This window comes from Flavobacterium aestivum, assembly GCF_026870175.2.
Lineage (GTDB): Bacteria > Bacteroidota > Bacteroidia > Flavobacteriales > Flavobacteriaceae > Flavobacterium > Flavobacterium aestivum.
The window spans coordinates 879,597-899,838 of sequence record NZ_CP113977.2; the positions used below are offsets into that span (position 1 = coordinate 879,597).

The 20,242-nt window shown below is 33.9% G+C and carries 17 protein-coding genes; 11 read left to right on the plus strand and 6 right to left on the minus strand.

All coding sequences use genetic code 11. The features are described 5' to 3' along the window. The first annotated feature begins 132 nt into the window (after positions 1 to 132). The 3 genes from OZP08_RS03830 (at position 133) to OZP08_RS03840 (ending at position 4,306) form a co-directional block, all read left to right on the plus strand. On the plus strand, positions 133 to 1,710 hold the full coding sequence (locus OZP08_RS03830) for a S8 family peptidase (RefSeq protein ID WP_281323038.1): 1,578 nt from the start codon (positions 133 to 135) through the stop codon (positions 1,708 to 1,710). 62 nt (positions 1,711 to 1,772) lie between these two features. Next, positions 1,773 to 3,647, plus strand: coding sequence for a M1 family metallopeptidase (locus OZP08_RS03835; protein ID WP_281323039.1), 1,875 nt, complete (start codon positions 1,773 to 1,775; stop codon positions 3,645 to 3,647). 134 nt (positions 3,648 to 3,781) lie between these two features. Further along, positions 3,782 to 4,306: a hypothetical protein gene (locus OZP08_RS03840; protein ID WP_268848423.1), complete on the plus strand. Its 525-nt coding sequence runs from the start codon at positions 3,782 to 3,784 to the stop codon at positions 4,304 to 4,306. 247 nt (positions 4,307 to 4,553) lie between these two features. On the opposite strand, the gene OZP08_RS03845 is transcribed toward OZP08_RS03840, so the two are convergent. After that, positions 4,554 to 5,798 carry a DUF418 domain-containing protein gene (locus OZP08_RS03845; protein ID WP_281323040.1) on the minus strand — a complete coding sequence of 415 codons (1,245 nt, stop codon included), beginning with the start codon at positions 5,796 to 5,798 and terminating at the stop codon, positions 4,554 to 4,556. A gap of 278 nt (positions 5,799 to 6,076) precedes the next feature. On the opposite strand from OZP08_RS03845, the gene OZP08_RS03850 reads away from it, so the two are divergent. The 6 genes from OZP08_RS03850 to OZP08_RS03875 all read left to right on the plus strand — a co-directional run bounded on the left by OZP08_RS03850 (position 6,077) and on the right by OZP08_RS03875 (position 10,311). Further along, positions 6,077 to 6,271, plus strand: coding sequence for a hypothetical protein (locus OZP08_RS03850; protein ID WP_281323041.1), 195 nt, complete (start codon positions 6,077 to 6,079; stop codon positions 6,269 to 6,271). Positions 6,272 to 6,603: 332 nt separating this feature from the next. After that, complete coding sequence (locus OZP08_RS03855) at positions 6,604 to 7,902, plus strand: hypothetical protein (protein ID WP_281323042.1); 1,299 nt, start codon at positions 6,604 to 6,606, stop codon at positions 7,900 to 7,902. 54 nt (positions 7,903 to 7,956) lie between these two features. Further along, complete coding sequence (locus OZP08_RS03860) at positions 7,957 to 8,520, plus strand: Crp/Fnr family transcriptional regulator (RefSeq protein WP_281323043.1); 564 nt, start codon at positions 7,957 to 7,959, stop codon at positions 8,518 to 8,520. 74 nt (positions 8,521 to 8,594) lie between these two features. After that, positions 8,595 to 9,050 (plus strand): carboxymuconolactone decarboxylase family protein, encoded by a 456-nt coding sequence (locus OZP08_RS03865; protein ID WP_281323044.1) that lies wholly within the window; start codon positions 8,595 to 8,597, stop codon positions 9,048 to 9,050. Positions 9,051 to 9,378: 328 nt separating this feature from the next. Further along, entirely contained in the window at positions 9,379 to 9,702 is a 324-nt protein-coding gene (locus OZP08_RS03870) for a winged helix-turn-helix transcriptional regulator (protein WP_268848429.1), read from the plus strand. Positions 9,703 to 9,774: 72 nt separating this feature from the next. After that, positions 9,775 to 10,311 (plus strand): flavodoxin family protein, encoded by a 537-nt coding sequence (locus tag OZP08_RS03875; protein WP_268848430.1) that lies wholly within the window; start codon positions 9,775 to 9,777, stop codon positions 10,309 to 10,311. A gap of 88 nt (positions 10,312 to 10,399) precedes the next feature. Here OZP08_RS03875 and OZP08_RS03880 read toward each other — a convergent pair whose 3' ends face one another. From OZP08_RS03880 to OZP08_RS03890, 3 genes are all read right to left on the minus strand, one after another. Continuing rightward, complete coding sequence (locus OZP08_RS03880) at positions 10,400 to 11,161, minus strand: Rossmann-fold NAD(P)-binding domain-containing protein (RefSeq protein ID WP_281323045.1); 762 nt, start codon at positions 11,159 to 11,161, stop codon at positions 10,400 to 10,402. Beyond that, positions 11,161 to 11,583: a MarR family winged helix-turn-helix transcriptional regulator gene (locus tag OZP08_RS03885; RefSeq protein WP_268848433.1), complete on the minus strand. Its 423-nt coding sequence runs from the start codon at positions 11,581 to 11,583 to the stop codon at positions 11,161 to 11,163. The genes OZP08_RS03880 and OZP08_RS03885 overlap by 1 nt, the downstream gene beginning before the upstream one ends. 428 nt (positions 11,584 to 12,011) lie before the next feature. Then, the gene (locus tag OZP08_RS03890) at positions 12,012 to 12,974 is read right to left on the minus strand and encodes an L-threonine 3-dehydrogenase (RefSeq protein ID WP_281323046.1); all 963 of its coding nucleotides are present in this window, start codon (positions 12,972 to 12,974) and stop codon (positions 12,012 to 12,014) included. 292 nt (positions 12,975 to 13,266) lie between these two features. Between OZP08_RS03890 and OZP08_RS03895 the strand changes: the two genes are divergently transcribed. Beyond that, entirely contained in the window at positions 13,267 to 13,908 is a 642-nt protein-coding gene (locus tag OZP08_RS03895) for a hypothetical protein (RefSeq protein WP_268848434.1), read from the plus strand. A gap of 82 nt (positions 13,909 to 13,990) precedes the next feature. Next, positions 13,991 to 17,269: a transcription-repair coupling factor gene (mfd, locus tag OZP08_RS03900; protein ID WP_432419635.1), complete on the plus strand. Its 3,279-nt coding sequence runs from the start codon at positions 13,991 to 13,993 to the stop codon at positions 17,267 to 17,269. 74 nt (positions 17,270 to 17,343) lie between these two features. On the opposite strand, the gene OZP08_RS03905 is transcribed toward mfd, so the two are convergent. Both OZP08_RS03905 and OZP08_RS03910 read right to left on the minus strand, forming a co-directional pair. Next, positions 17,344 to 18,060, minus strand: a complete 717-nt coding sequence (locus tag OZP08_RS03905) for a heterodisulfide reductase-related iron-sulfur binding cluster (protein WP_281323048.1) — start codon at positions 18,058 to 18,060, stop codon at positions 17,344 to 17,346. Then, positions 18,060 to 20,174, minus strand: coding sequence for an FAD-binding and (Fe-S)-binding domain-containing protein (locus OZP08_RS03910; RefSeq protein WP_281323049.1), 2,115 nt, complete (start codon positions 20,172 to 20,174; stop codon positions 18,060 to 18,062). Before OZP08_RS03910 ends, OZP08_RS03905 begins: the two co-directional genes overlap by 1 nt. Between the last annotated feature and the right edge of the window lie 68 nt (positions 20,175 to 20,242).

Sequence of the window (20,242 nt, forward strand, 5' to 3'; positions counted from 1 at the left end):
CTTCCACTATTTTTGAAGTTAATTAGTAAAATGAAAAAACTGTAAACATGAAACCGCTATGATTCTAAAAACAAATTGGGAATCAAGAAGAGGGATATCATGTTCTAATTTATAAACAAATATTTTCGAGATATGAAAAAAATAAATCTAACTTCATTAGCATTACTTGCGGCTTTGTCATTATGTCTTTCGACCAATGCGCAAACATCAACGACTTATGTTGCGAAAAAAGGAAAATTGAATGAACCAGAATTGCAAAGATGGTCTCATCTGGATTTAGCCAAAGACAGTATTCCTGGAATGAGTGTTGATAAAGCTTATGCCGAATTACTAAAAGGTAAAAAAGGCGTTAAAGTAGTTGTTGGTATAGTAGATTCTGGTGTTGATATTGACCATGAAGATTTGAAAGCAGTAGTTTGGACCAATAAAAAAGAGATAGCCGGAAACGGAATTGATGACGATAAAAACGGTTATATTGATGATATTCACGGTTGGAACTTTTTAGGCGGTGCTGGAAAAGAAACTCTTGAAATGACCCGAATCATAAAAAAAGGGGATGACGGATCTGCAACTTATAAAAGTGCATTGGCTGCTTATAATGAAAAATACAACAAAGCATTACAAGACAAACAACAAGTTGATTTCTTGACTGCGACCGATAAAGCCATTCAAAAACATTTGAATAAAGAAAATTATACTATTGAAGATTTGAACGGAATTGTAACTACAGATCCTGATTTGTCTAAAAGTAAAATGATCATGACTCGTATCTTGACCAATGCCGGACCAACTTTTAGAACAGAAATCGAAGATTACGGAAAATACGTTTACGATCAATTGAACTATAATTTGAATAAAGAGTTTGATGGCAGAAAAATTGTAGGCGATAATCCGGAGGATATTAAAAATACCAAATATGGTAATAATATTGTTTATGGACCAGATAAAGAAGAAGCATTACACGGAACTCACGTTGCCGGAATTATTGCCCAAGTAAGAGGTAATAATATTGGTGGAGATGGAGTCGCTGATAATGTTGAGATTATGGCAGTAAGAGCCGTTCCAGATGGAGACGAATATGACAAAGATATTGCACTTGCAATTCGTTATGCTGTAGATAATGGAGCAAAAGTGATTAATGGTAGTTTTGGAAAAAGCTACTCACCACACAAACAATGGGTTTTTGATGCTATCAAATATGCTGAAAAGAAAGACGTTTTGTTTGTACATGCCGCTGGAAATGATGGAAACAATATCGATTTAGACGAAAATACAAACTTCCCAAATGACTCCGAAGACAATAAAAAAGAATTTGCTTCGAATGTTTTGACTGTTGGTGCTTTGAATAATGGATATGGAGAAAGTGTAATTGCACCATTTTCAAATTATGGAACACTAAACGTAGATGTATTTGCTCCTGGAGACGAAATTTACGCAACGATTCCAAACAATAAATACAAATATTTACAAGGAACTTCTATGGCAGCACCAAATGCTGCTGGAGTAGCTGCCTTGATTCGTTCGTATTACCCAAAATTATCTGCTAAACAAGTAAAACAAATCTTGATGGAATCAGGAACACCACTTCCAGCCACAGTACTTTTGGGCGAAAAACAAGAATCGAATAAAGCAGTCAATTCTTCTAAATCAGGCAAAATGGTTAATGCTTATAATGCATTACTGATGGCTGAGAAAATGTCTAAGAAATAATTTTAATTACTATTAATCCAATGGAAGGGCGTTTGCTCTTCCATTTTTTATTTTTAAATACCATGCGCAAACTCTATTTATTTGTATTCTTTTCTGTAAGTCTTGGGAATCTATTTGCCCAAAGTTCGGGCTATTGGCAACAACATGTCGATTATAAAATGGACGTCACTATGGATGTCAAAAACTATCAGTACAAAGGGAAACAAGAACTGATTTACACCAATAATTCTCCAGATACGTTGAAGAAAGTATATTATCACTTATATACAAACGCTTTTCAACCAGGAAGCGAAATGGACGCTAGATTGCAAACTATCAAAGATCCAGATGGTCGTATGGTAACCAAAATAAAAGTTGATGGTAAAGACGTAAAAGAAAGCCGAATTAAAAATCTTAAACCGAATGAAATTGGGTATTTGAAAATTTCTAATTTCAAACAAGACGGTGTTGTAGCTGTTGCTAAAGAGGTAGGAACGATTCTGGAGGTAACTTTAGCGAAACCTATTTTGCCGAATTCAAAAACCACTTTTACTCTTGATTTTGATGGTCAAGTACCTGTTCAAATTCGTCGTACAGGACGCAATAGTGTAGAAGGAGTCGAATTATCGATGGCACAATGGTACCCAAAAATGGCTGAGTTTGATTTTGAAGGTTGGCACGCTGATCCTTACATTGCCAGAGAATTTCATGGCGTTTGGGGAAATTTTGATGTAAACATTACAATAGATAAGGACTATACTTTGGGAGGATCTGGTTATTTGCAAAACCCAAACGAAATAGGTCATGGTTATCAAGATGCTGGAGTTACAGTAGTTTATCCAAAAAAAGCAAAAACTTTGACTTGGCATTTTATAGCACCTATGGTACATGATTTTACTTGGGCTGCCGATAAAAATTATGCACACGATATAGTAAAGGGGCCTAATAATGTCGATCTACATTACCTTTATAAAAACGTACCAGCTGTAGCAGAAAATTGGAAAAAACTTGAGCCTTTGATGGTAAAGGTAATGGATTATTACAACAAAACTGTTGGTGATTATCCATACAAGCAATACTCATTTATACAAGGAGGAGATGGCGGAATGGAGTATGCAATGTGTACCTTAATGTTGGGTAACGGAAAACTTGAAGGAATTTTGGGAACCGCAACGCATGAGATGGGACATTCATGGTTTCAACATATTTTAGCATCCAACGAATCGAAACACCCTTGGATGGACGAAGGTTTTACAACCTACATCGAAGATTCTGCTCTAAATGAATTGAAAGATAAAAAGGAAGAAAACCCATTCAAAGCAAATTATGCAACATATTATAAATTAGTGGAATCAGGGAAAGAACAGCCACTATCTACGCACGGGGATCGTTATGATGAAAACCGTTCTTATAGTATTGCATCTTATGTAAAAGGAAGTATTTTCCTTTCGCAATTGATTTATGTTATAGGTCAGGACAATTTGAATAAAACCCTTAAGAAGTACTACCAAGATTTCAAATTCAAACACCCATCACCAAACGATATCAAGAGAACTGCCGAAAAAGTTTCGGGAGCCAACTTAGATTGGTACCTGGTAGACTGGACAGAAACATTAAATACTATCGATTATGGAATTAATGAGGTAAAGGAAAATGGAGAAAAAACAACTGTAACTTTAGAACGTATAGGTAGAATGCCAATGCCTATTGATTTATTGGTTGAATACACAGATGGTACCAAAGAAAGTTTTTACATCCCGTTGCGAATGATGAGTTTCCAAAAAGAAAATCCAACTCCAGAAATCAACAGAACGGTTCTTAACGATTGGGCTTGGGCATATCCTACTTTTGAGTTTAACATTTCAAAACCAAAAGCGACCATTAAGAAAATCACTATTGACCCAAGCGGTTTAATGGCTGATGTAAAACAAAGTAATAATGTTTATGAAGTGAAATAACATTTCAAAACTAGAATATAAAAAGTTCTTTTAAAATGTAATGTTTTAAAAGAGCTTTTTTTATGCAAGAATGATTTTTGTATTTGAAAAATTTATTAGTAAATTTCCGTTTTAAACAAATAAAATAGAATAAAATGAAGAATATAGGTGTTTTGCTAAGTGTTTTACTGCTTGCTTCTTGTATGAGTAAAGAAGAAAAAATGAAAGAAGCTAATGAAGAAGGGAATGAAGTAGTTGCTGTAAAAGCAAAATTCATTGAAGGAGCTGGTGATGCATTACAAAACGAAGGAAAAAAAGCAGTCAAAAGTGCTTCCAAAGGAGTTGGCGAAATTATAAAAGGAGTTAATTCTGGAATGAGTGAAAGTATAAATACTGCTGAAGTGATATCAGACCCCACATTTAAAAACTGTTTTGAGGATTGTAAAGCCGAAAAAATATACGGTGAAGATTCCGATAAAACTAAGAAAGTGACTGTTTATTTAATAGCTAAAAAGGATTTTTCAGGCAAATTAACTTTAAGAGCATTAGATGAAGATAAAAAGGAAATTGGAAGAAGTAATTTAGAAGTGTCTATAAAAAAGGACGAAGCAAAGTATGTTGATTTTGCCTTCGATGCAAGAACACATTTATTACAAACGGAATCTTTTACAATTAAGTAATAATTCAATTTTGAAGTTTTAATATTATCTGTGAATCAAATTATTGTTTCAGGACGAGACATAATTTACAAATGAAAAACGTTTAGTTTTAAAAGAAACTTTCTTTTAAAACTAAACGTTTTTATTATTTAAGTGAGAGTTTATTTCGTTGTGCTCCAAAGCTCCAACAGATCCACCATTATGTTTTATAAACCGAATTTTTTACTAAAGTCACAACCGCAAGATAGGTAAAGAAAAAGGAATAAAACTAATACTTTACTGTTTCTAAAATGGATTCCTTTTTTTGATCAACATCTGAATTTACTTCAACAGAAACGGGACTCTCTTCTACTTTTTTAAACGGAAAAATTCTTCTATAACTTAATACTCTCCATAACCATTCTACTGGGCCATAGTTGAATTTTGAAAGCCACCATTTACTTAGAAATAACTGAATAGTAAATACCGAAATTGCCAATACAAAATAAAACCAATAAGGCATAGTATTAGATATATTCATGCCAATACCCGAAAAGATAAATAAAGAAAGTATATTTTGCACCATATAATTTGTTAATGTCATTTTGCCAGAAAATCTAAAATAGCTGAAAATTGTTTTTAGTTTATTATTGATATATAACAAGCATAACCCAGATGCAATAAACAGCATGGTGCTTATGATTAACCAAAAAACGGGATTAAAATAGGTAAGAAAAGAAGCCTTATTAATTGTTGCAATTTTAAATAACACGCCCAATGGAACAGCAACAGATAAGCTTATGAAAAATATTTTTTTTAATTGTTTTTTCAATTCATGCAAACGATTAAAAAAGTTAGTTTTTTGAGCATAAAATCCCAATAGCATGCAGGCAAACATCACGATATGAACTGTAATTGCATAATTCAAGAAAAGTATTTCTCCATAATAAGTACCTAACAAATTAAATTTAAAGACATCAAACAAGTTCCCGGAATGATACAATAGCAGGTATTTAGGATCTGTATTTACATCTGGTAAAATTAATGTTATACTGTTAACAAAAGCATGAATAAAAGGGGTTAGTATAAATAGTAATATGGAAGTTCTAATAATGGTTTTTGCGGAACTTTTATAAAAAAGAAGTAATATAAGACCCAAAAAAGCATAGTCTTTTAAAATGTCACCCAGCCAAATAGCGGAGTTAATAAAGGATAGTATAAAAAGACAAATCATTCTCCAGCAAAAAAAGGAAACAGGATTTTTACCTTTACTGGCAACATTATTAATAAGAATGGCAAAACCATATCCAAACAGAATACTCAATAATGTCCATGATTTTGCAGCAAAAAAATATCGGATTATTTCTTTAAGTACATTAGATATTGGACTGTTAGGTATGGTTGAAGTCGATGATCCAATATAGACAAAATCGATATAGTTTCCAATTACAACACCCAGCAAAGCCCATCCTCTTAGAATGTCAACAATTGCTGTTCTTTTCTGATCTTCAATAGGTTGATAGGTATTGTCCATGATTTAAGTTTGAGTTATGTAATTAATTCTGTTTTTCAAAACAATCAAATGTAAGAAAAATAAACGCTCAATAAATAGGTTTTTTTCAAATATTAAGTTGGTTATTTTTTATGAAAAATGTTAGGTCTTATTTCGATTTTATACCTAATAATTTCGGAGATCAGTCCAGCGCATCCGTTTGATGATTTGTAATGTTTTTTTATATTAGCTGAATAAACTATAGAAGTTTTCATAACACAAAGCTTAAACGAACTATTTATAAACTTAAATAATATTAAATGAAAAAAAATAACAGAAAGAGTTTAGTCATATTAGCGATTGGTGCATTGTTATTAAGCGCAACATTTGTTTTAAGACATTATTTTGCAATAAACGATTTTTCAGATGGTATTTTAAAAGGTATAGGAATTGGACTTATGATTTATAGTCTTATTCTACCTCGCAATCAACGTTGTAAAACAAGTCAAAGTTAATTACAATAGGATTTGACTTTGCAGACTGTTTCTGGTTGTTTTGATTCGTCTGACAAGAGAAATATCTAATTCGAGAGGAGCAAGTCTCAAAAGAATACACTATTTATAAGACTAAATATGGAGTTTTATAAATAGTGTTTTTTTATATGCTATTTGTTATGCTTAGGGCTGTGTAACAGCAAAGTATTTTTAATAATAAGAGTTTTTTTTGGTTAAAAATATTATGAATTTTTTAACTTGTAAGGTTTGTCTTTAATAGCTAGTTTTGAAAGCAAATCCCTCCAACTTCATGAAGCCGGTGGACGTTATACGTAATTTTAAAAGAAAACTATATGATTAAAACTTTTTGCTTCACGACATTAACTTTTTTGTTTATTCAGACATCGTTTGGACAGAAAATTTTAACTTCTAATGATAGTCTTGCAGGCTATTTCAATGAAATTAAAATTCAGACTAACAAGCATAAAAAACTATGGTCTACTGATTTATATGAACCAATACTTTTGGTAGATCCTAACTCCAGAAAAGTATTTGCAAACTATCCTGATACAGCTAGCACTCTCAAGCAAGATGGCAAAATTTACTCAGGTATTTTGCCAAATAAAATTAATATCTCAAACACTGCAATCGATTGGAATGGAAAACGTTGGGCTATGATTATGCTTCCATTACCAACTAATAAACAAGACAGATTAAATTTACTGGCTCACGAGTTATTTCACGTAAATCAGCCTTCATTAGGTTTTGAACTTTTCAATACAGAAAACAATCATCTTGATCAAAGAGATGGAAGAATTTATTTGCGTTTAGAATTAGAAGCATTAAAGAAAGCCATAGAAGGAACCAATAAAAAGGAACGAAAAGCACATCTAACTAATGCCATGATTTTTAGAAAATATAGACATTTATTATATCCAGGAGCTGACATTACCGAAAACTCATTAGAACTCAATGAAGGAATTGCTGAATATACAGGTTTTGTCATTAGCGAGAGAAATGTAAAACAATCTACAGAACACTTTATAGAAAGCATAAATACCTTTTTAAGCAATCCTACATTTGTTCGTTCATTTGCTTACCAAACAATTCCTGTATACGGTTATTTGCTTGACCCTATAAAGAAAGGTTGGAACAGAGAAATAACAATTAAGACAAACCTTACTGACTATTTTGTGAAAATGTTTGACGTATCACTACCAACAGATCTAAAAAAAACGGCTGACTTAATTTTAAATCAATATAACGGTGAGACTATTATTTCAGAAGAAAAAACAAGGGAGGAAAAAATAGCAAAACTGATAGCTGAATACAAAAGTAAGTTTGTTACGCAACCTCATTTTGAACTTAAAATTGAGAAAATGAATGTCTCATTCGATCCAAGAAATATTTTACCACTTGAAGGAAAAGGAACAGTATACCCTAATATTAGAGTTACTGATAATTGGGGAATACTTGAAGTTAAGAACGGAGCATTAATGAGTTCTAATTGGGATAAAATTTCAACATCAATTCCTTTAAAAGATGATGGTAAAATAATAAATGGTGACGGTTGGACATTGGAGCTTAAAGATGGTTATTCAGTGATAAAAAATGAAAATACAGGCAACTACATACTGACTAAAAAAATATAATAACACATAAAATAGGTAGCCTTTACTTTGGAACAAATTTGAGCGACACGAAATATGAATGAAATTTTAGAATATATAAGCAAAGTTACCCTACTTGACACAGCAGCAAGTGAAGAATTCTTAGATGCATTTGAAATTAGGACTTTCGCAAAAGGAGATTCCATTTTGAAAGGAGACCAAGTATGCAAACATTTCTATTTCATAAAATCAGGGCTTACAAAATCTCATTTTTACAAAGACGATAAAGAGTTTATCATGACTTTTTTTAAAGAGAATATGATGTTCACAGAAATTAGTAGTTACCTCACCGAGCAACCATCAAAATATATGATTATGGCTTTAGAGGATACAACAGTATATTCAATAAACAAAGTGAAGATACTATCGTTGTGCAAAAAGCATCATTCTCTTGAAACATTATTTAGTAAACTATTTTCATTAGCTACCCTAGGAATGATGAAACGCATTAGCGAAATGCTAGAAGAGGATGCTACCAAACGCTACAAAAATTTTATGAGTGAGAAAAATGAAATACTACAACGTATCAGCCTAGGTGATTTATCTAGCTATTTAGGTATAACACAAGTTTCATTGAGTAGAATTAGAGCCAAAAAATAATTATTTATCATATGTTAAAAGAAAATTTTTATTCCCAAAATATCTTTGTGTTATAACAAATAAAGATAAAAATTATGGAATCAAGAATGAAAAATCCGGCCTCAGTATTAGGCGTAAATCCAGCTATTCAATCAATGATGGGTTCAATATACCAAAGTGGTATATCTTCTGAATTACTTGAATACGTTGGTTTAAGAGTGGGGCAAATAAACAACTGCGAATTATGTATCGGTGAGACGATAGTAAGAGCCAAAGAAAATCCAGTAACAAGAAACCGAATTGAGCATGTATTGTCTTGGAGAGATTCACAAGTGTTCAATGAATCAGAACAGGCAGCACTAGAACTTGCCGAAGCAATTACCAAATTGGAGAATAAATATGAATCTGTTTCAGACGAACTTTGGTTCAAGGTTGATAAGAATTTTGGAGATAAAGAAAAAGCAGCTTTGGTGCTATTCATTTCTGTAATGAATATGTTTACTCGACTAAATATAGTAACTAGACAATTAACTCCTGATTGGGAGAATTAATAAAGTTGGTTAAAGTCCAGAAAGCAATTTAAAATTCTGGCAATAATAAGAGGAGACAATGAACTATTAACAGTGGTTTAGCTTCGCTCAGTTTGGCGACCTCGAGTGGTGTAATGAGAGCTAACGCGCTTAATTGAACGTTAGTTCTTTTTATTTACATTTGTGCTTAACTTAGGCAGATAATTTTCAAATACTCTGTTTTGGGCAATGCTCACAACGCCAAGCGATATAACTTAAAAAAAACAGGTTCTATAGAAAATTCTCAGTTTAAAAAATTCCTAAATATGATAAGCCCAGGAACGTTATAAACCATTAAAAAAGAAATATTTTGTACGAACGAAAAACTCCACTAAAAAATGATTGTTCTATAGAAAAAACATTAAATATCATTTCTGGTAAATGGAAACCTGCAATATTAAGTGAACTTTTAAAAAATAATTTAATAAGATTAAGAGATATTCAAATAGGACTACCAGAAGCTTCAAAAAGAGCCTTAACACAACAGCTAGGCGAAATGATAGAAGATGGACTAATTGAGAAAAAGGACTTTGATCAATTCCCTAAAAAAACAGAATATACAATTACCTCTTTAGGAATGCAGCTTTCACCAGTTTTTAAGGAACTTTCAAAATTTGGAGATAAATTGAAATAGGGCATAATTTTTCCCTTATTTGAAAGCTAGATTAAACAAAATAGATTTGCCTTGTAATTAAAAACTATAAAGATGAATTTAAAAGGCGTAATAATACAAGGCAGTTCAAGAAGTAATGGAAACACTAACAAGATTGTTTCTTTTGTCCAGAAAGAAACTAGTTTTGACATTATAGATTTGAAATCAAAACAAATAGGTGGATTTGATTATGATTCTAAAAATAAAGACGATGATTTTCTTCCTTTAATGGAAGAGATAGTTAATAAATATGACACCATAATTTTTGCAACTCCAGTATATTGGTATTCTATGAGTGGAATTATGAAAAATTTCTTTGACCGAATAGCAGACTGTTTAAAAAATGAAAAGGAAATTGGGGAAAAGCTTCAAGGAAAAGCAATGGGTATGATAAGTTGCGGCTCTGATTCGGAGTTAAAAAAAGGATTTGAAATGCCTTTTGTAGAAACTGCTAATTATTTAGGAATGTATTATTTGGGTAATGTGCATACTTGGGTGGAAAATGAAATAATTTCAGAATCTCTAAAAAAAGACCTAACTATTTTTATAGAGGAAAAAATAAATGCAGTAAATAGCAATGCAAAAAATTAATTGCTAATACAGGTACACTTACGAAAAATTTTATATGTTATCGTAAGTGTACCTGTGTTTGTTAGATTAGTTGTTTAGAAAAATCCTTCTATAAATGAAAATATCTCGGGTCAGGATATTTAAACACAAAATCCAGTTCTGAAACTAATTTCGATGATGAAATTATTCTGCCTTTCGGTTCACATTCGTCCAAAAGAGGGATATTTTTTTGAGCATTTATAACTTCGGCTTTACTAGGATGAAGAGGAGCAACAACGTTGTAAATTTTTGACTGTGATTGCTGTTCTATCATTTTTTCAATTACGGAGCTAATATCTGAGTAATGAATATGATTAACAGAAAGATCTAAATTTGAAACATCATAATTACACAAAAGTCGTTCATCACCCATTAATCCTGCCAATCGCAAAATGTTGACTTGCGGATATATTCCTTTTATCATTCTTTCGCCGGAAATATTATCCGATGACAAATCATTTTCTGTAAATTCTTTTGCAAGATCAGGATATACACCAGTAGAACTCATCAAGAATAGTTGCCCTTTGAAATCACCAATAAAGGACGACAAATTCTGAACCCTATTGTATAACGAACTGATGCAACAACTTTTTTCAGATAGTGGAACGGTAATTATCATTACATCCAAATCTGGAGCAATTTCCCATTGCTCAATTTTTTTGGATAACTGATAATCCATAAAGCTAATAATTGTTGGATTAAATCCTTTAGAAAGAAAATTTTCTGCTTTATCGGAAGTAGTTGTTGTAGTATAAATTTCAAATCTTTCGGATAACTTTTCGGCAAGTCTGGAGCCGAGCCAACCACAACCTACAATTCCTATTTTTTTCATTACTTAGTAGTTTGGATTGATAATAATTCGTCTAAAACTGATAATAATTGGGCATTTTTTGTGCTTGAAATACCAATACAATTCTGAACGGCTTCGGGGATATGACTAGCCTTTTCCTTGAGCGCAGTTCCTTCTTCTGTTAAACTTACAAGTATTTTTCGTTCATCAGCAGAGCTGCGAACTCTTGTTAGAAGTCCGTTTTTTTCCATTCTTTTGAGCAAGGGAGTAAGTGTTCCGTTGTCTAAGTGAAGAAATTCACCAATTTTACTAATATTCATACTTCCGTTTTCCCATAAAACCACCATCACCAAATATTGTGGATAAGTCAGTGAAATTTCATCCAAAAAGGGTTTATACAAACCAATAATATATCGTGAAGCCGCATACGTTTTGAAGCACAAGTGTTCTGAAAAATTCATCATAACCAATAATTTTGATGAAACAAAAGTATTAATTTTATTTTGTGCACAAACTATTTGTTTAAAATATTTATGGATACAAATTAAAAGATAATTATTGTACTTAAATGAAGGAAACCTGATAAGAATATTGAATAGGGAGTATTTGACACAAGAGATGTAATGTCCAGTTCAAATAAAAGAAAAATAATCACCAATTAGAGTTGTCAATTCCTGTTGATAATAACAAAAATGAAAAGGACAATCGGTGTAATATTATTTATGAATGTGTTTTAGATACGCGAGGTTGCGTGAAGGATAGAAGCTAGCTACCAAAGTAGCGCGGATAGCCTGACAGCATTAGGGAAAGAGGCCGAATATGCGACAGGATAGGTAGGCCTCTTTTTCTAATGGTGGCACGCCCAAATAGCGTGTAATCAGTTTTTTTGAATTTATTCTATAGAGATAGGATTGTTTTTAGAAAGATTCTTCAACATATCTACTGTCATCATTTCTAAGTCAAATTCGTGTTTCCAGCCCCAATCTTCTCTTGCTCGACTGTCATCAATACTGGCTGGCCAACTATCGGCAATTTTTTGACGGAAGTCCGGTGCATAGGTTACTTCTAGTTCTGGAATATGTTTTTTGATTTCGGCAGCAATTTCGGTTGGAGTAAAACTCATAGCCGCTAAATTATAGGAAGATCGAATTTTAATTTGTTCAACCGGTGCTTTCATAATGTTTATGGTAGCTGCAATAGCATCATCCATGTACATCATTGGCATTTTGGTTTCTGAAGATAAGAAGCATTCGTATTTTTTATCAGAAAGAGCTTTGTGGTATATGTCTACAGCGTAGTCAGTGGTTCCTCCGCCAGGAAGTGTTGTCCAACTGATTAAACCAGGATATCTAATACTTCTTACATCTACTCCAAAAACATTATGGTAGTATTCACACCATCTTTCACCAGCTTGTTTGCTGATTCCATATACGGTAGAAGGTTCCATTACAGTATATTGTGGGGTGCTTTCTTTTGGTGTAGTAGGTCCAAAAACGGCTATACTAGAAGGCCAGAATATTTTTTTTATTTTTCCTGCTTTCGCTAAATTTAAGACATGAAATAAGGAGTTCATATTTAAATCCCATGCAAAAGCTGGATTTTTTTCGGCTGTTGCAGAAAGTAGAGCAGCCATTAAGTATACATCAGTAATTTGGTGCGATTCTACTAAATTTTCGATTTGGTTAAAATCTAAAGCATTAACCACTTCAAAAGGTCCTGAATTGACAACATCAGTATTCAATTTTCGAATGTCGGAAGCAATAACATTTTCCGTTCCGTATAGCGCTCTAAGTTGGTGGGTTAATTCGGTACCTATTTGCCCACAAGCACCTATAATTAATATTTTTGGATTCATTTTAAAAAAATTTAAAGACAAATATAATGATTTCGTAATTAGATAGGGAAATTTAACTACCGGTTTGTTATTCTATAGAATTACCGCTGAATTTTTCTTTCAGAATGGGTTAAATTTTAGAAAATTTGAAAATAATAATGCATTAGATTGCTAAGATTGTTATTCCTAAACTGAAATTCGTTATTGTAAATTTACTTTGTAACTTTGTCCTTCAAATAGTTTAGGAAGGATAGGGATAATTCTAAATCTCTTTACAAGGGATTTGTCCATTAAAAATAAATAATTGCTACAAATGAATAATAAATTAACGCTGCTTTTTTTGGTGCTTTTGATGCAGTTTTCGTGTAAAAATGACGACGATCAACGTCTTGCCGATAATTTAAGGGATGCCAAAAAGAAAGAATTAATTTTCACAACTATTAATAAAGGGTGGAATTTTTATGATAAACCCATCAATTCCACTTCTGAAGCGACTTTGTCCAAATGGGCCGAATGGCGCGCTTTTATGGATGAATTGTCTATCAAACCAAAGAAAACAATAGGGGCTTTTCAAAAGAAAGCCAAGGCATTATCGACCAAAGCGATGGCTTTGAATAACAATATCCCTGCTCAATTTGACACTCCACAAATACGAAGCCGAATCGCAACTCTGATTACTCAAGTACAGATGTTGGATTTGTACATTAATTTGGATAAAGTTTCGGATAAAAAAGTAACCAAGTTAGTTTCAGAAATAAATATTGAGTTGGTTTCTCTAGAGAGACAAATGGATAAGATTGTAGAGAAAAGCAAAATCCCGATGGAAGTTGGAGAGTCCGAATTATTAATGATGTTGGACACCACAAGAGCCATTCAGTCTGGGACTCCAGAGATTCAAGGTAATCCGAACAATCCTAATAACCCAAATAATCCAAACGCACCACACGTTGAGTAAAGCCACTATATATTCGGTTTATGATTCATCTCCAAAAACGGCTCAGATTGTAGCTCGTTTGCAGGAAAATAATCAGGTAAAAATGCAATTGGAAGGTTTGTTGGGATCAGCAGCCTCTTTTGTAATTCAATCTCTTTTTAAGAAATCAGAACTTCCATTTTTGGTGGTTTTAAATGATAAAGAAGAAGCGGCTTATTATTTGAATGATCTTGAACAAATGATAGGTGAACAGGATGTGTTGTTTTACCCCGGTTCTTTCCGTCGTCCGTATCAAATAGAGGAAACGGATAATGCCAATGTTTTGCTAAGGGCTGAGGTACTTAATAGAATCAATTCCCGCAAAAAACCAGCAATCATAGTTACTTATCCAGAGGCACTTTTTGAAAAAGTAGTGACCCGAAAAAATTTGGACCAAAACACTCTGAAAGTAAGTTTGGGGGATAAAATCTCGATTGATTTTCTAAACGAAGTGTTGTTTGAATACGAATTCAAAAGAGTAGATTTTATCACGGAACCAGGAGAATTCTCTGTTCGTGGAGGAATTGTAGATGTGTTTTCGTTTTCTAATGACAATCCGTACCGAATTGAGTTTTTTGGTAATGAAGTAGAGAGCATCCGTAGTTTTGATGTGGGTACTCAACTATCATTAGAAAAACAAAAAAAAATCACCATTATTCCTAATGTTGAAAATAAAGTTTTTCAGGAAAACAGAGAGAGTTTTCTAGATTATATAGCCGAAAGAACGGTTTTGTTTTTTCAAAACACTGAGAATCTTTTATACGAATTAGATAAGCAATTTGGCAGAGCCGAAGAAGCTTTTGAGAAATTGTCAAAGGATATCAAACACGCCACGCCAGAGCAATTGTTCTTGAATCAAAAAGCATTTGTAAAAAGAGCGTTGGATTTTTCGATTGTAGAATTCCATTCAAAGCCAGTTTTTAAAACGACCAAGAAATTTGAATTTCATATTCAGCCACAGCCTTCATTCAATAAACAATTTGATTTGTTGTTGAATAATTTGAGTGAAAATCATTTTAATGGCTATCAAAATTATTTGTTTTGTTCGAATGAAGCGCAGGCAAAACGTTTTCACGATATATTCGAAACGTTAGATGAAGCCAATTCGGAGAATATTCGCAAGCAATACAAAACTATCGTATTGCCTTTGTATCAAGGATTCATCGATCAGGAAAACCAAATAATCTGCTATACTGACCATCAAATTTTTGAGCGTTATCATAAATTTAGCATCAAAAACGGTTATTCGAAAAAGCAAAATTTAACCTTAAAGGAACTGACCACTTTGTCAGTAGGTGATTATGTAACACATATTGATCACGGAATTGGGAAGTTTGGAGGGTTACAAAAAATACAGGTAGAAGGCAAAACACAGGAAGCTATTAAACTGGTTTATGCCGATAATGATATCGTGTATGTGAGTATTCACTCATTACACAAGATTTCAAAATACAACGGAAAAGACGGAACGCCACCTAAAATTTACAAGTTAGGTTCGAATGCTTGGAAGGCTTTAAAACAAAAAACCAAAGCAAGGGTCAAACATATTGCATTCAATTTGATTCAATTGTATGCTAAACGCCGATTAGAAAAAGGATTTCAGTTTGCACCTGACAGTTATTTGCAAAATGAGCTGGAAAGCTCCTTTATATACGAGGACACACCGGACCAAATCAAATCGACACAAGAAGTCAAAGCCGATATGGAGAGTGAGCGCCCTATGGACCGTTTGGTTTGTGGTGACGTGGGATTTGGTAAAACCGAAGTGGCTATTCGTGCGGCTTTCAAGGCAGTAGATAACAGCAAGCAAGTGGCAATTTTGGTTCCTACGACTATTTTGGCTTACCAACATTATCGCACCTTTAGCGAAAGGTTGAAAGATATGCCGGTTTCTATTAGTTATTTGAACCGTTTTAGAACCGCCAAACAAAAAACAGAAACCTTAAAACAACTCGCTGAGGGTAAACTAGACATTGTTATTGGAACACACCAATTGGTCAACAAAAATGTAGTTTTCAAAGACTTAGGATTGTTGATTGTCGATGAGGAACAGAAATTTGGGGTTAACGTAAAAGATAAACTTAAAACCATAGCGGCCAATGTTGATACTTTGACATTGACAGCAACGCCAATCCCGAGAACCTTACAGTTTTCGTTAATGGCAGCCCGAGATTTATCAGTAATTACAACACCTCCGCCAAATAGATATCCTATAGAAACAAATGTGGTCGGGTTTAACGAAGAGTTGATTCGTGATGCGATTTCGTATGAAATACAGCGCAACGGACAGGTTTTCTTTATCAATAACCGAATTGAAAATATCAAGGAAATTGCCGGAATGATACAGCGTTTGGTGCCAAATGCCCGAGTAGGAATTGGTCATGGACAAATGGATGGTGCCAAACTCGAGGAATTGATGCTTGGCTTCATGAATGGTGAGTTTGATGTTTTGGTAGCAACCACCATTATCGAGAGCGGATTGGATGTTCCTAATGCAAATACCATTTTCATTAATAATGCCAATAATTTTGGATTGTCTGATTTGCATCAAATGCGAGGTCGGGTAGGACGCAGTAACAAGAAAGCATTTTGTTATTTCATCTGTCCGCCGTATTCCCATATGACCGAAGATGCTAGAAAACGTATTCAAGCTTTGGAACAATTCAGCGAATTGGGTAGCGGTTTGAACATTGCCATGAAAGATCTTGAAATTCGTGGAGCGGGAGATTTATTGGGAGGAGAGCAAAGTGGTTTCATTAACGACATAGGTTTTGATACCTACCAAAAAATCATGAACGAAGCCATCGAGGAATTGAAGGAGAACGAATTCAAGGATTTATACCCAGAAGAGAATAATATCGAGACGAAGGAATATGTAAAAGATCTCCAAATCGATACTGATTTTGAATTATTATTTTCAGACGAATACATCAATAATGTCACGGAGCGCTTGAGTTTGTACAATGAGTTGGCCGATGTGAAAAATGAGGAAGAATTAGTCATTTTCCAAAATAAGCTAATAGACCGTTTTGGCCCGATGCCACCAAGAGCTAATGCTTTAATGAACAGTATTCGTATCAAATGGATAGCCACAAGAGTGGGAATCGAAAAATTGGTGATGAAAAAAGGTAAGATGATTGGTTATTTTGTCTCAGATCAACAATCAGATTATTACCATTCTACACGCTTTCACAAAGTGATTCAGTTTGTACAAACCAACAGCAGTATTTGTGTAATGAAAGAGAAACAAACCCCAGCCGGTTTACGACTGTTATTGACTTTTGATAATGTAAAATCGACTCGAGTAGCATTAGAATTGATGCAGAAGTTGGGAGGGGAGTAAAAAAAGATAACCAGTTTAATGTAATACAATTAATTGGAAAAGGATAAAGAGTTTTTTGGCTCTTTATCCTTTTTTTATCTTGTTACTTCATCAATTAAATAAAAAATAGATTTAAAATCGATGCCGCTCATTTTTTCAAAACCAATTTCGCAGGTTCGGCTGGTGGAGTAGCCTTCTTTGCAGTTGGTAGGGATTTGTGCTTTTAACTCTCGTAATCCATGTTCATTTAGTTCCGGAATCAGGAAGCCTCTGTCTCCAGCAAAACCGCAACAATTGCTGTCAATAAGGATAACTTTATCCGCACACAGTTTAGACAAGGTCTCCAATTGTTCTGTTTTACTAATTTTTTTAACGGAACAAACAGGAAAAATGGCTACTGTATCCTTTTTGTTTTTTACAGTCAAATGAGGCATCACATAATCCAACATGAATTCTATGGGATCCACGATTTTTAGGGTTTTGGAAAACTCTTCTTTTGAATGGTAAAAACACGGACTCATATCATACAAAACAGGATATTTCCCATTTTCAGAAGCTTTTAGCAGTTCTTTTTCTAATGCTTCGGATTGTGCGTGATTGGCTTCTGCAAAACCTTTACTCGAAAATGGCATACCACAACAATGGGTGTCTAAGGATTCTGGGTAAATTATGGTAAAACCGGCACGAACCAATAAACGATGAGTCAGTTCGGTCAATTGTAGATCATCAGAGTCTTGGAAACGGTTTTTCCCCATGCTCCTGTTGATGCAGGAAGGAAAGTAAATAACTTTTAAATCAGCGGTTGTATTCATTATAAATGCTTTTGATTCGTGTTAATTTTATGAGCTCCTTTTGGCATTTCCGGAATCCATTTCGGAACCTTTCCAAAGGTGATAAAATGGGATAGATTAGACAAGGCTGTCATAATAGTGGTTCCAAAAATAGAGTGAAAAAAGGAAACTATTTTTAATCCGGTTCTCATAAATGCTGTGGTTCCCGCCATGTGTGAGCCAATGTAAGCGGCCACTTTTTTATTGCCGGTATCTAATTGTGAAGCACGCCAAGTTTTTACAAACTTTCCGGTATCGATATGAACGGGACAGGCCAAGGCACAAAGTCCATCAGTGGCGCAGGTTTCGTCCAGCTGATAGGTAACATCTTTTCGAATATCGGCCAATCGTTGTGGGTCTTCGTTAGTACTTTCTAATCGGCTGATTTCTCGGGCGATCACAATACGTTGTCGTGGTGATAAAGTTAGTCCTTCTGAAACGCAATGCGGCTCACAAAAACCACACTCCATACATTTGTCAACAATATCATTGCATTCTGGTAATGGTTTTAGATTTTTAAGATGTGCTTTGGGATCGGGATTGATGATTACATCAGGATTGATTTTATTATTAGGATCAAAAATATTTTTGATGCGTTTCATAATTTCATAAGCTGTACTTCCCCATTCTTTTTCTACAAAAGGAGCCATATTACGACCTGTTCCGTGTTCAGCTTTTAGAGAACCGTTAAAACGATCGACGACCAAAACGGACAATTCAGACATTAGTTTTTCGTAACGATCTACTTCGGTTTGGTTAGAAAAGTCTTGTGAGAACACAAAATGTAGGTTTCCTTCTAGAGCATGACCAAATAAAACGGCATCATGATATTCGTATTTTTTAAACAAGTCTTTCAATTCCAGACAGGCATCTGCGAGTTGAGGTAAAGGGAAAGCAACGTCCTCAATAATTACGGTAGTTCCGTTTTTTCGAAGTCCACCAACTGTTGGTAATAATCCTTTTCGGGCTTTCCAGTTAAAATAATATTGTTTGGGATCGCTCGTAAATTCGTAATCAGTATAAGTGGGAATAGACTGAATCTGTAATCGAATTGCATCTTGCTTTTCTTTTAAAACATTCAAATCATTGTCTCTGCATTCTACTAATAAAGCACAGGCCGATTCGGGTAAAGTTTTGAAATAATCGGGTGCATCATAGTCATTCTCAACCGAGCGAATAGATTCTCTATCTAATAATTCTACTGCTGCAACGGGGCTTGATTTCAGTAAAATTGTTGCCTTACAGGCGTCTTGAATGGTATGGAAAAAGATTAAAGAACAAGATTTATATTTTTCGTCTATAACCGTTTTGAAAGTTACATTCGAAATAAAAGCCAAAGTTCCCTCAGAACCTACCATCAGATGTTTGATGATGTCGATAGGGTCTTGATAATCAACTAGAGCATTAATGCTATACCCCGTTGTGTTTTTTATTTTGAATTTATTTTGAATTTGATGATAAAGCGTTTCATTACTTTTAATCTGATCTCTGAGGTTTTCGATTTCCTGAATTAGGGCAGATTGGTCTTTCTTGAAAGCGGCAACACTTTGAGCATCGGCGGTGTCAAGGATGGTTCCGTCATGCAATACAATTCGGATATCGGCTATAGTTTGATACGAGTTTTGCGCTGTTCCGCAACACATTCCGCTGGCATTATTTGCCACTATTCCGCCAATCATACAGGCTCCTATAGAGGCGGGATCAGGTCCAATCTTCAAACCATGTGGTGCTAAGTAATTATTAGCTTTGGCACCAATAATACCCGGTTCGAGTTTTACTCTCTGATTGTTGTCTAAAAGTTCAAAGTTTTTCCAGCCGTGTGTGGCAACCACTAATACAGAATCTGTAATAGCTTGCCCCGACAAACTAGTTCCTGCTGCTCGAAAAGTCAGAGCAATATCCAGTAATTTGGCTTGTTTTATAATCTCGATTACTTCGGTTTCGTTGTGAACCAGAATTACGATTTTGGGAATAAGTCTATAAAAGCTGGCATCTGTTCCATAAGCAAGCGTTTGCAAAGGATTGGTCAAAATGCGTTTGGGATCAATAGACGCCGATACAATATCTTTAAACGTTTGATAAGTAGGAGCTAACATACAATTGTATTTTATAAATAATCGGGTTTTTATTTCAAGAAAATTGCTTTGAAATCTTTTATGATTAA

Coding starts and splice junctions, on each gene's coding strand:
- OZP08_RS03830 (WP_281323038.1), top strand. CDS start 133: ATGAAAAAAATAAATCTAACTTCATTAGCATTACTTGCGGCTTTGTCA.
- OZP08_RS03835 (WP_281323039.1), top strand. CDS start 1,773: ATGCGCAAACTCTATTTATTTGTATTCTTTTCTGTAAGTCTTGGGAAT.
- OZP08_RS03840 (WP_268848423.1), top strand. CDS start 3,782: ATGAAGAATATAGGTGTTTTGCTAAGTGTTTTACTGCTTGCTTCTTGT.
- OZP08_RS03845 (WP_281323040.1), bottom strand. CDS start 5,798: ATGGACAATACCTATCAACCTATTGAAGATCAGAAAAGAACAGCAATT.
- OZP08_RS03850 (WP_281323041.1), top strand. CDS start 6,077: ATGAAAAAAAATAACAGAAAGAGTTTAGTCATATTAGCGATTGGTGCA.
- OZP08_RS03855 (WP_281323042.1), top strand. CDS start 6,604: ATGATTAAAACTTTTTGCTTCACGACATTAACTTTTTTGTTTATTCAG.
- OZP08_RS03860 (WP_281323043.1), top strand. CDS start 7,957: ATGAATGAAATTTTAGAATATATAAGCAAAGTTACCCTACTTGACACA.
- OZP08_RS03865 (WP_281323044.1), top strand. CDS start 8,595: ATGGAATCAAGAATGAAAAATCCGGCCTCAGTATTAGGCGTAAATCCA.
- OZP08_RS03875 (WP_268848430.1), top strand. CDS start 9,775: ATGAATTTAAAAGGCGTAATAATACAAGGCAGTTCAAGAAGTAATGGA.
- OZP08_RS03880 (WP_281323045.1), bottom strand. CDS start 11,161: ATGAAAAAAATAGGAATTGTAGGTTGTGGTTGGCTCGGCTCCAGACTT.
- OZP08_RS03885 (WP_268848433.1), bottom strand. CDS start 11,583: ATGATGAATTTTTCAGAACACTTGTGCTTCAAAACGTATGCGGCTTCA.
- OZP08_RS03890 (WP_281323046.1), bottom strand. CDS start 12,974: ATGAATCCAAAAATATTAATTATAGGTGCTTGTGGGCAAATAGGTACC.
- OZP08_RS03895 (WP_268848434.1), top strand. CDS start 13,267: ATGAATAATAAATTAACGCTGCTTTTTTTGGTGCTTTTGATGCAGTTT.
- mfd (WP_432419635.1), top strand. CDS start 13,991: ATGCAATTGGAAGGTTTGTTGGGATCAGCAGCCTCTTTTGTAATTCAA.
- OZP08_RS03905 (WP_281323048.1), bottom strand. CDS start 18,060: ATGAATACAACCGCTGATTTAAAAGTTATTTACTTTCCTTCCTGCATC.
- OZP08_RS03910 (WP_281323049.1), bottom strand. CDS start 20,174: ATGTTAGCTCCTACTTATCAAACGTTTAAAGATATTGTATCGGCGTCT.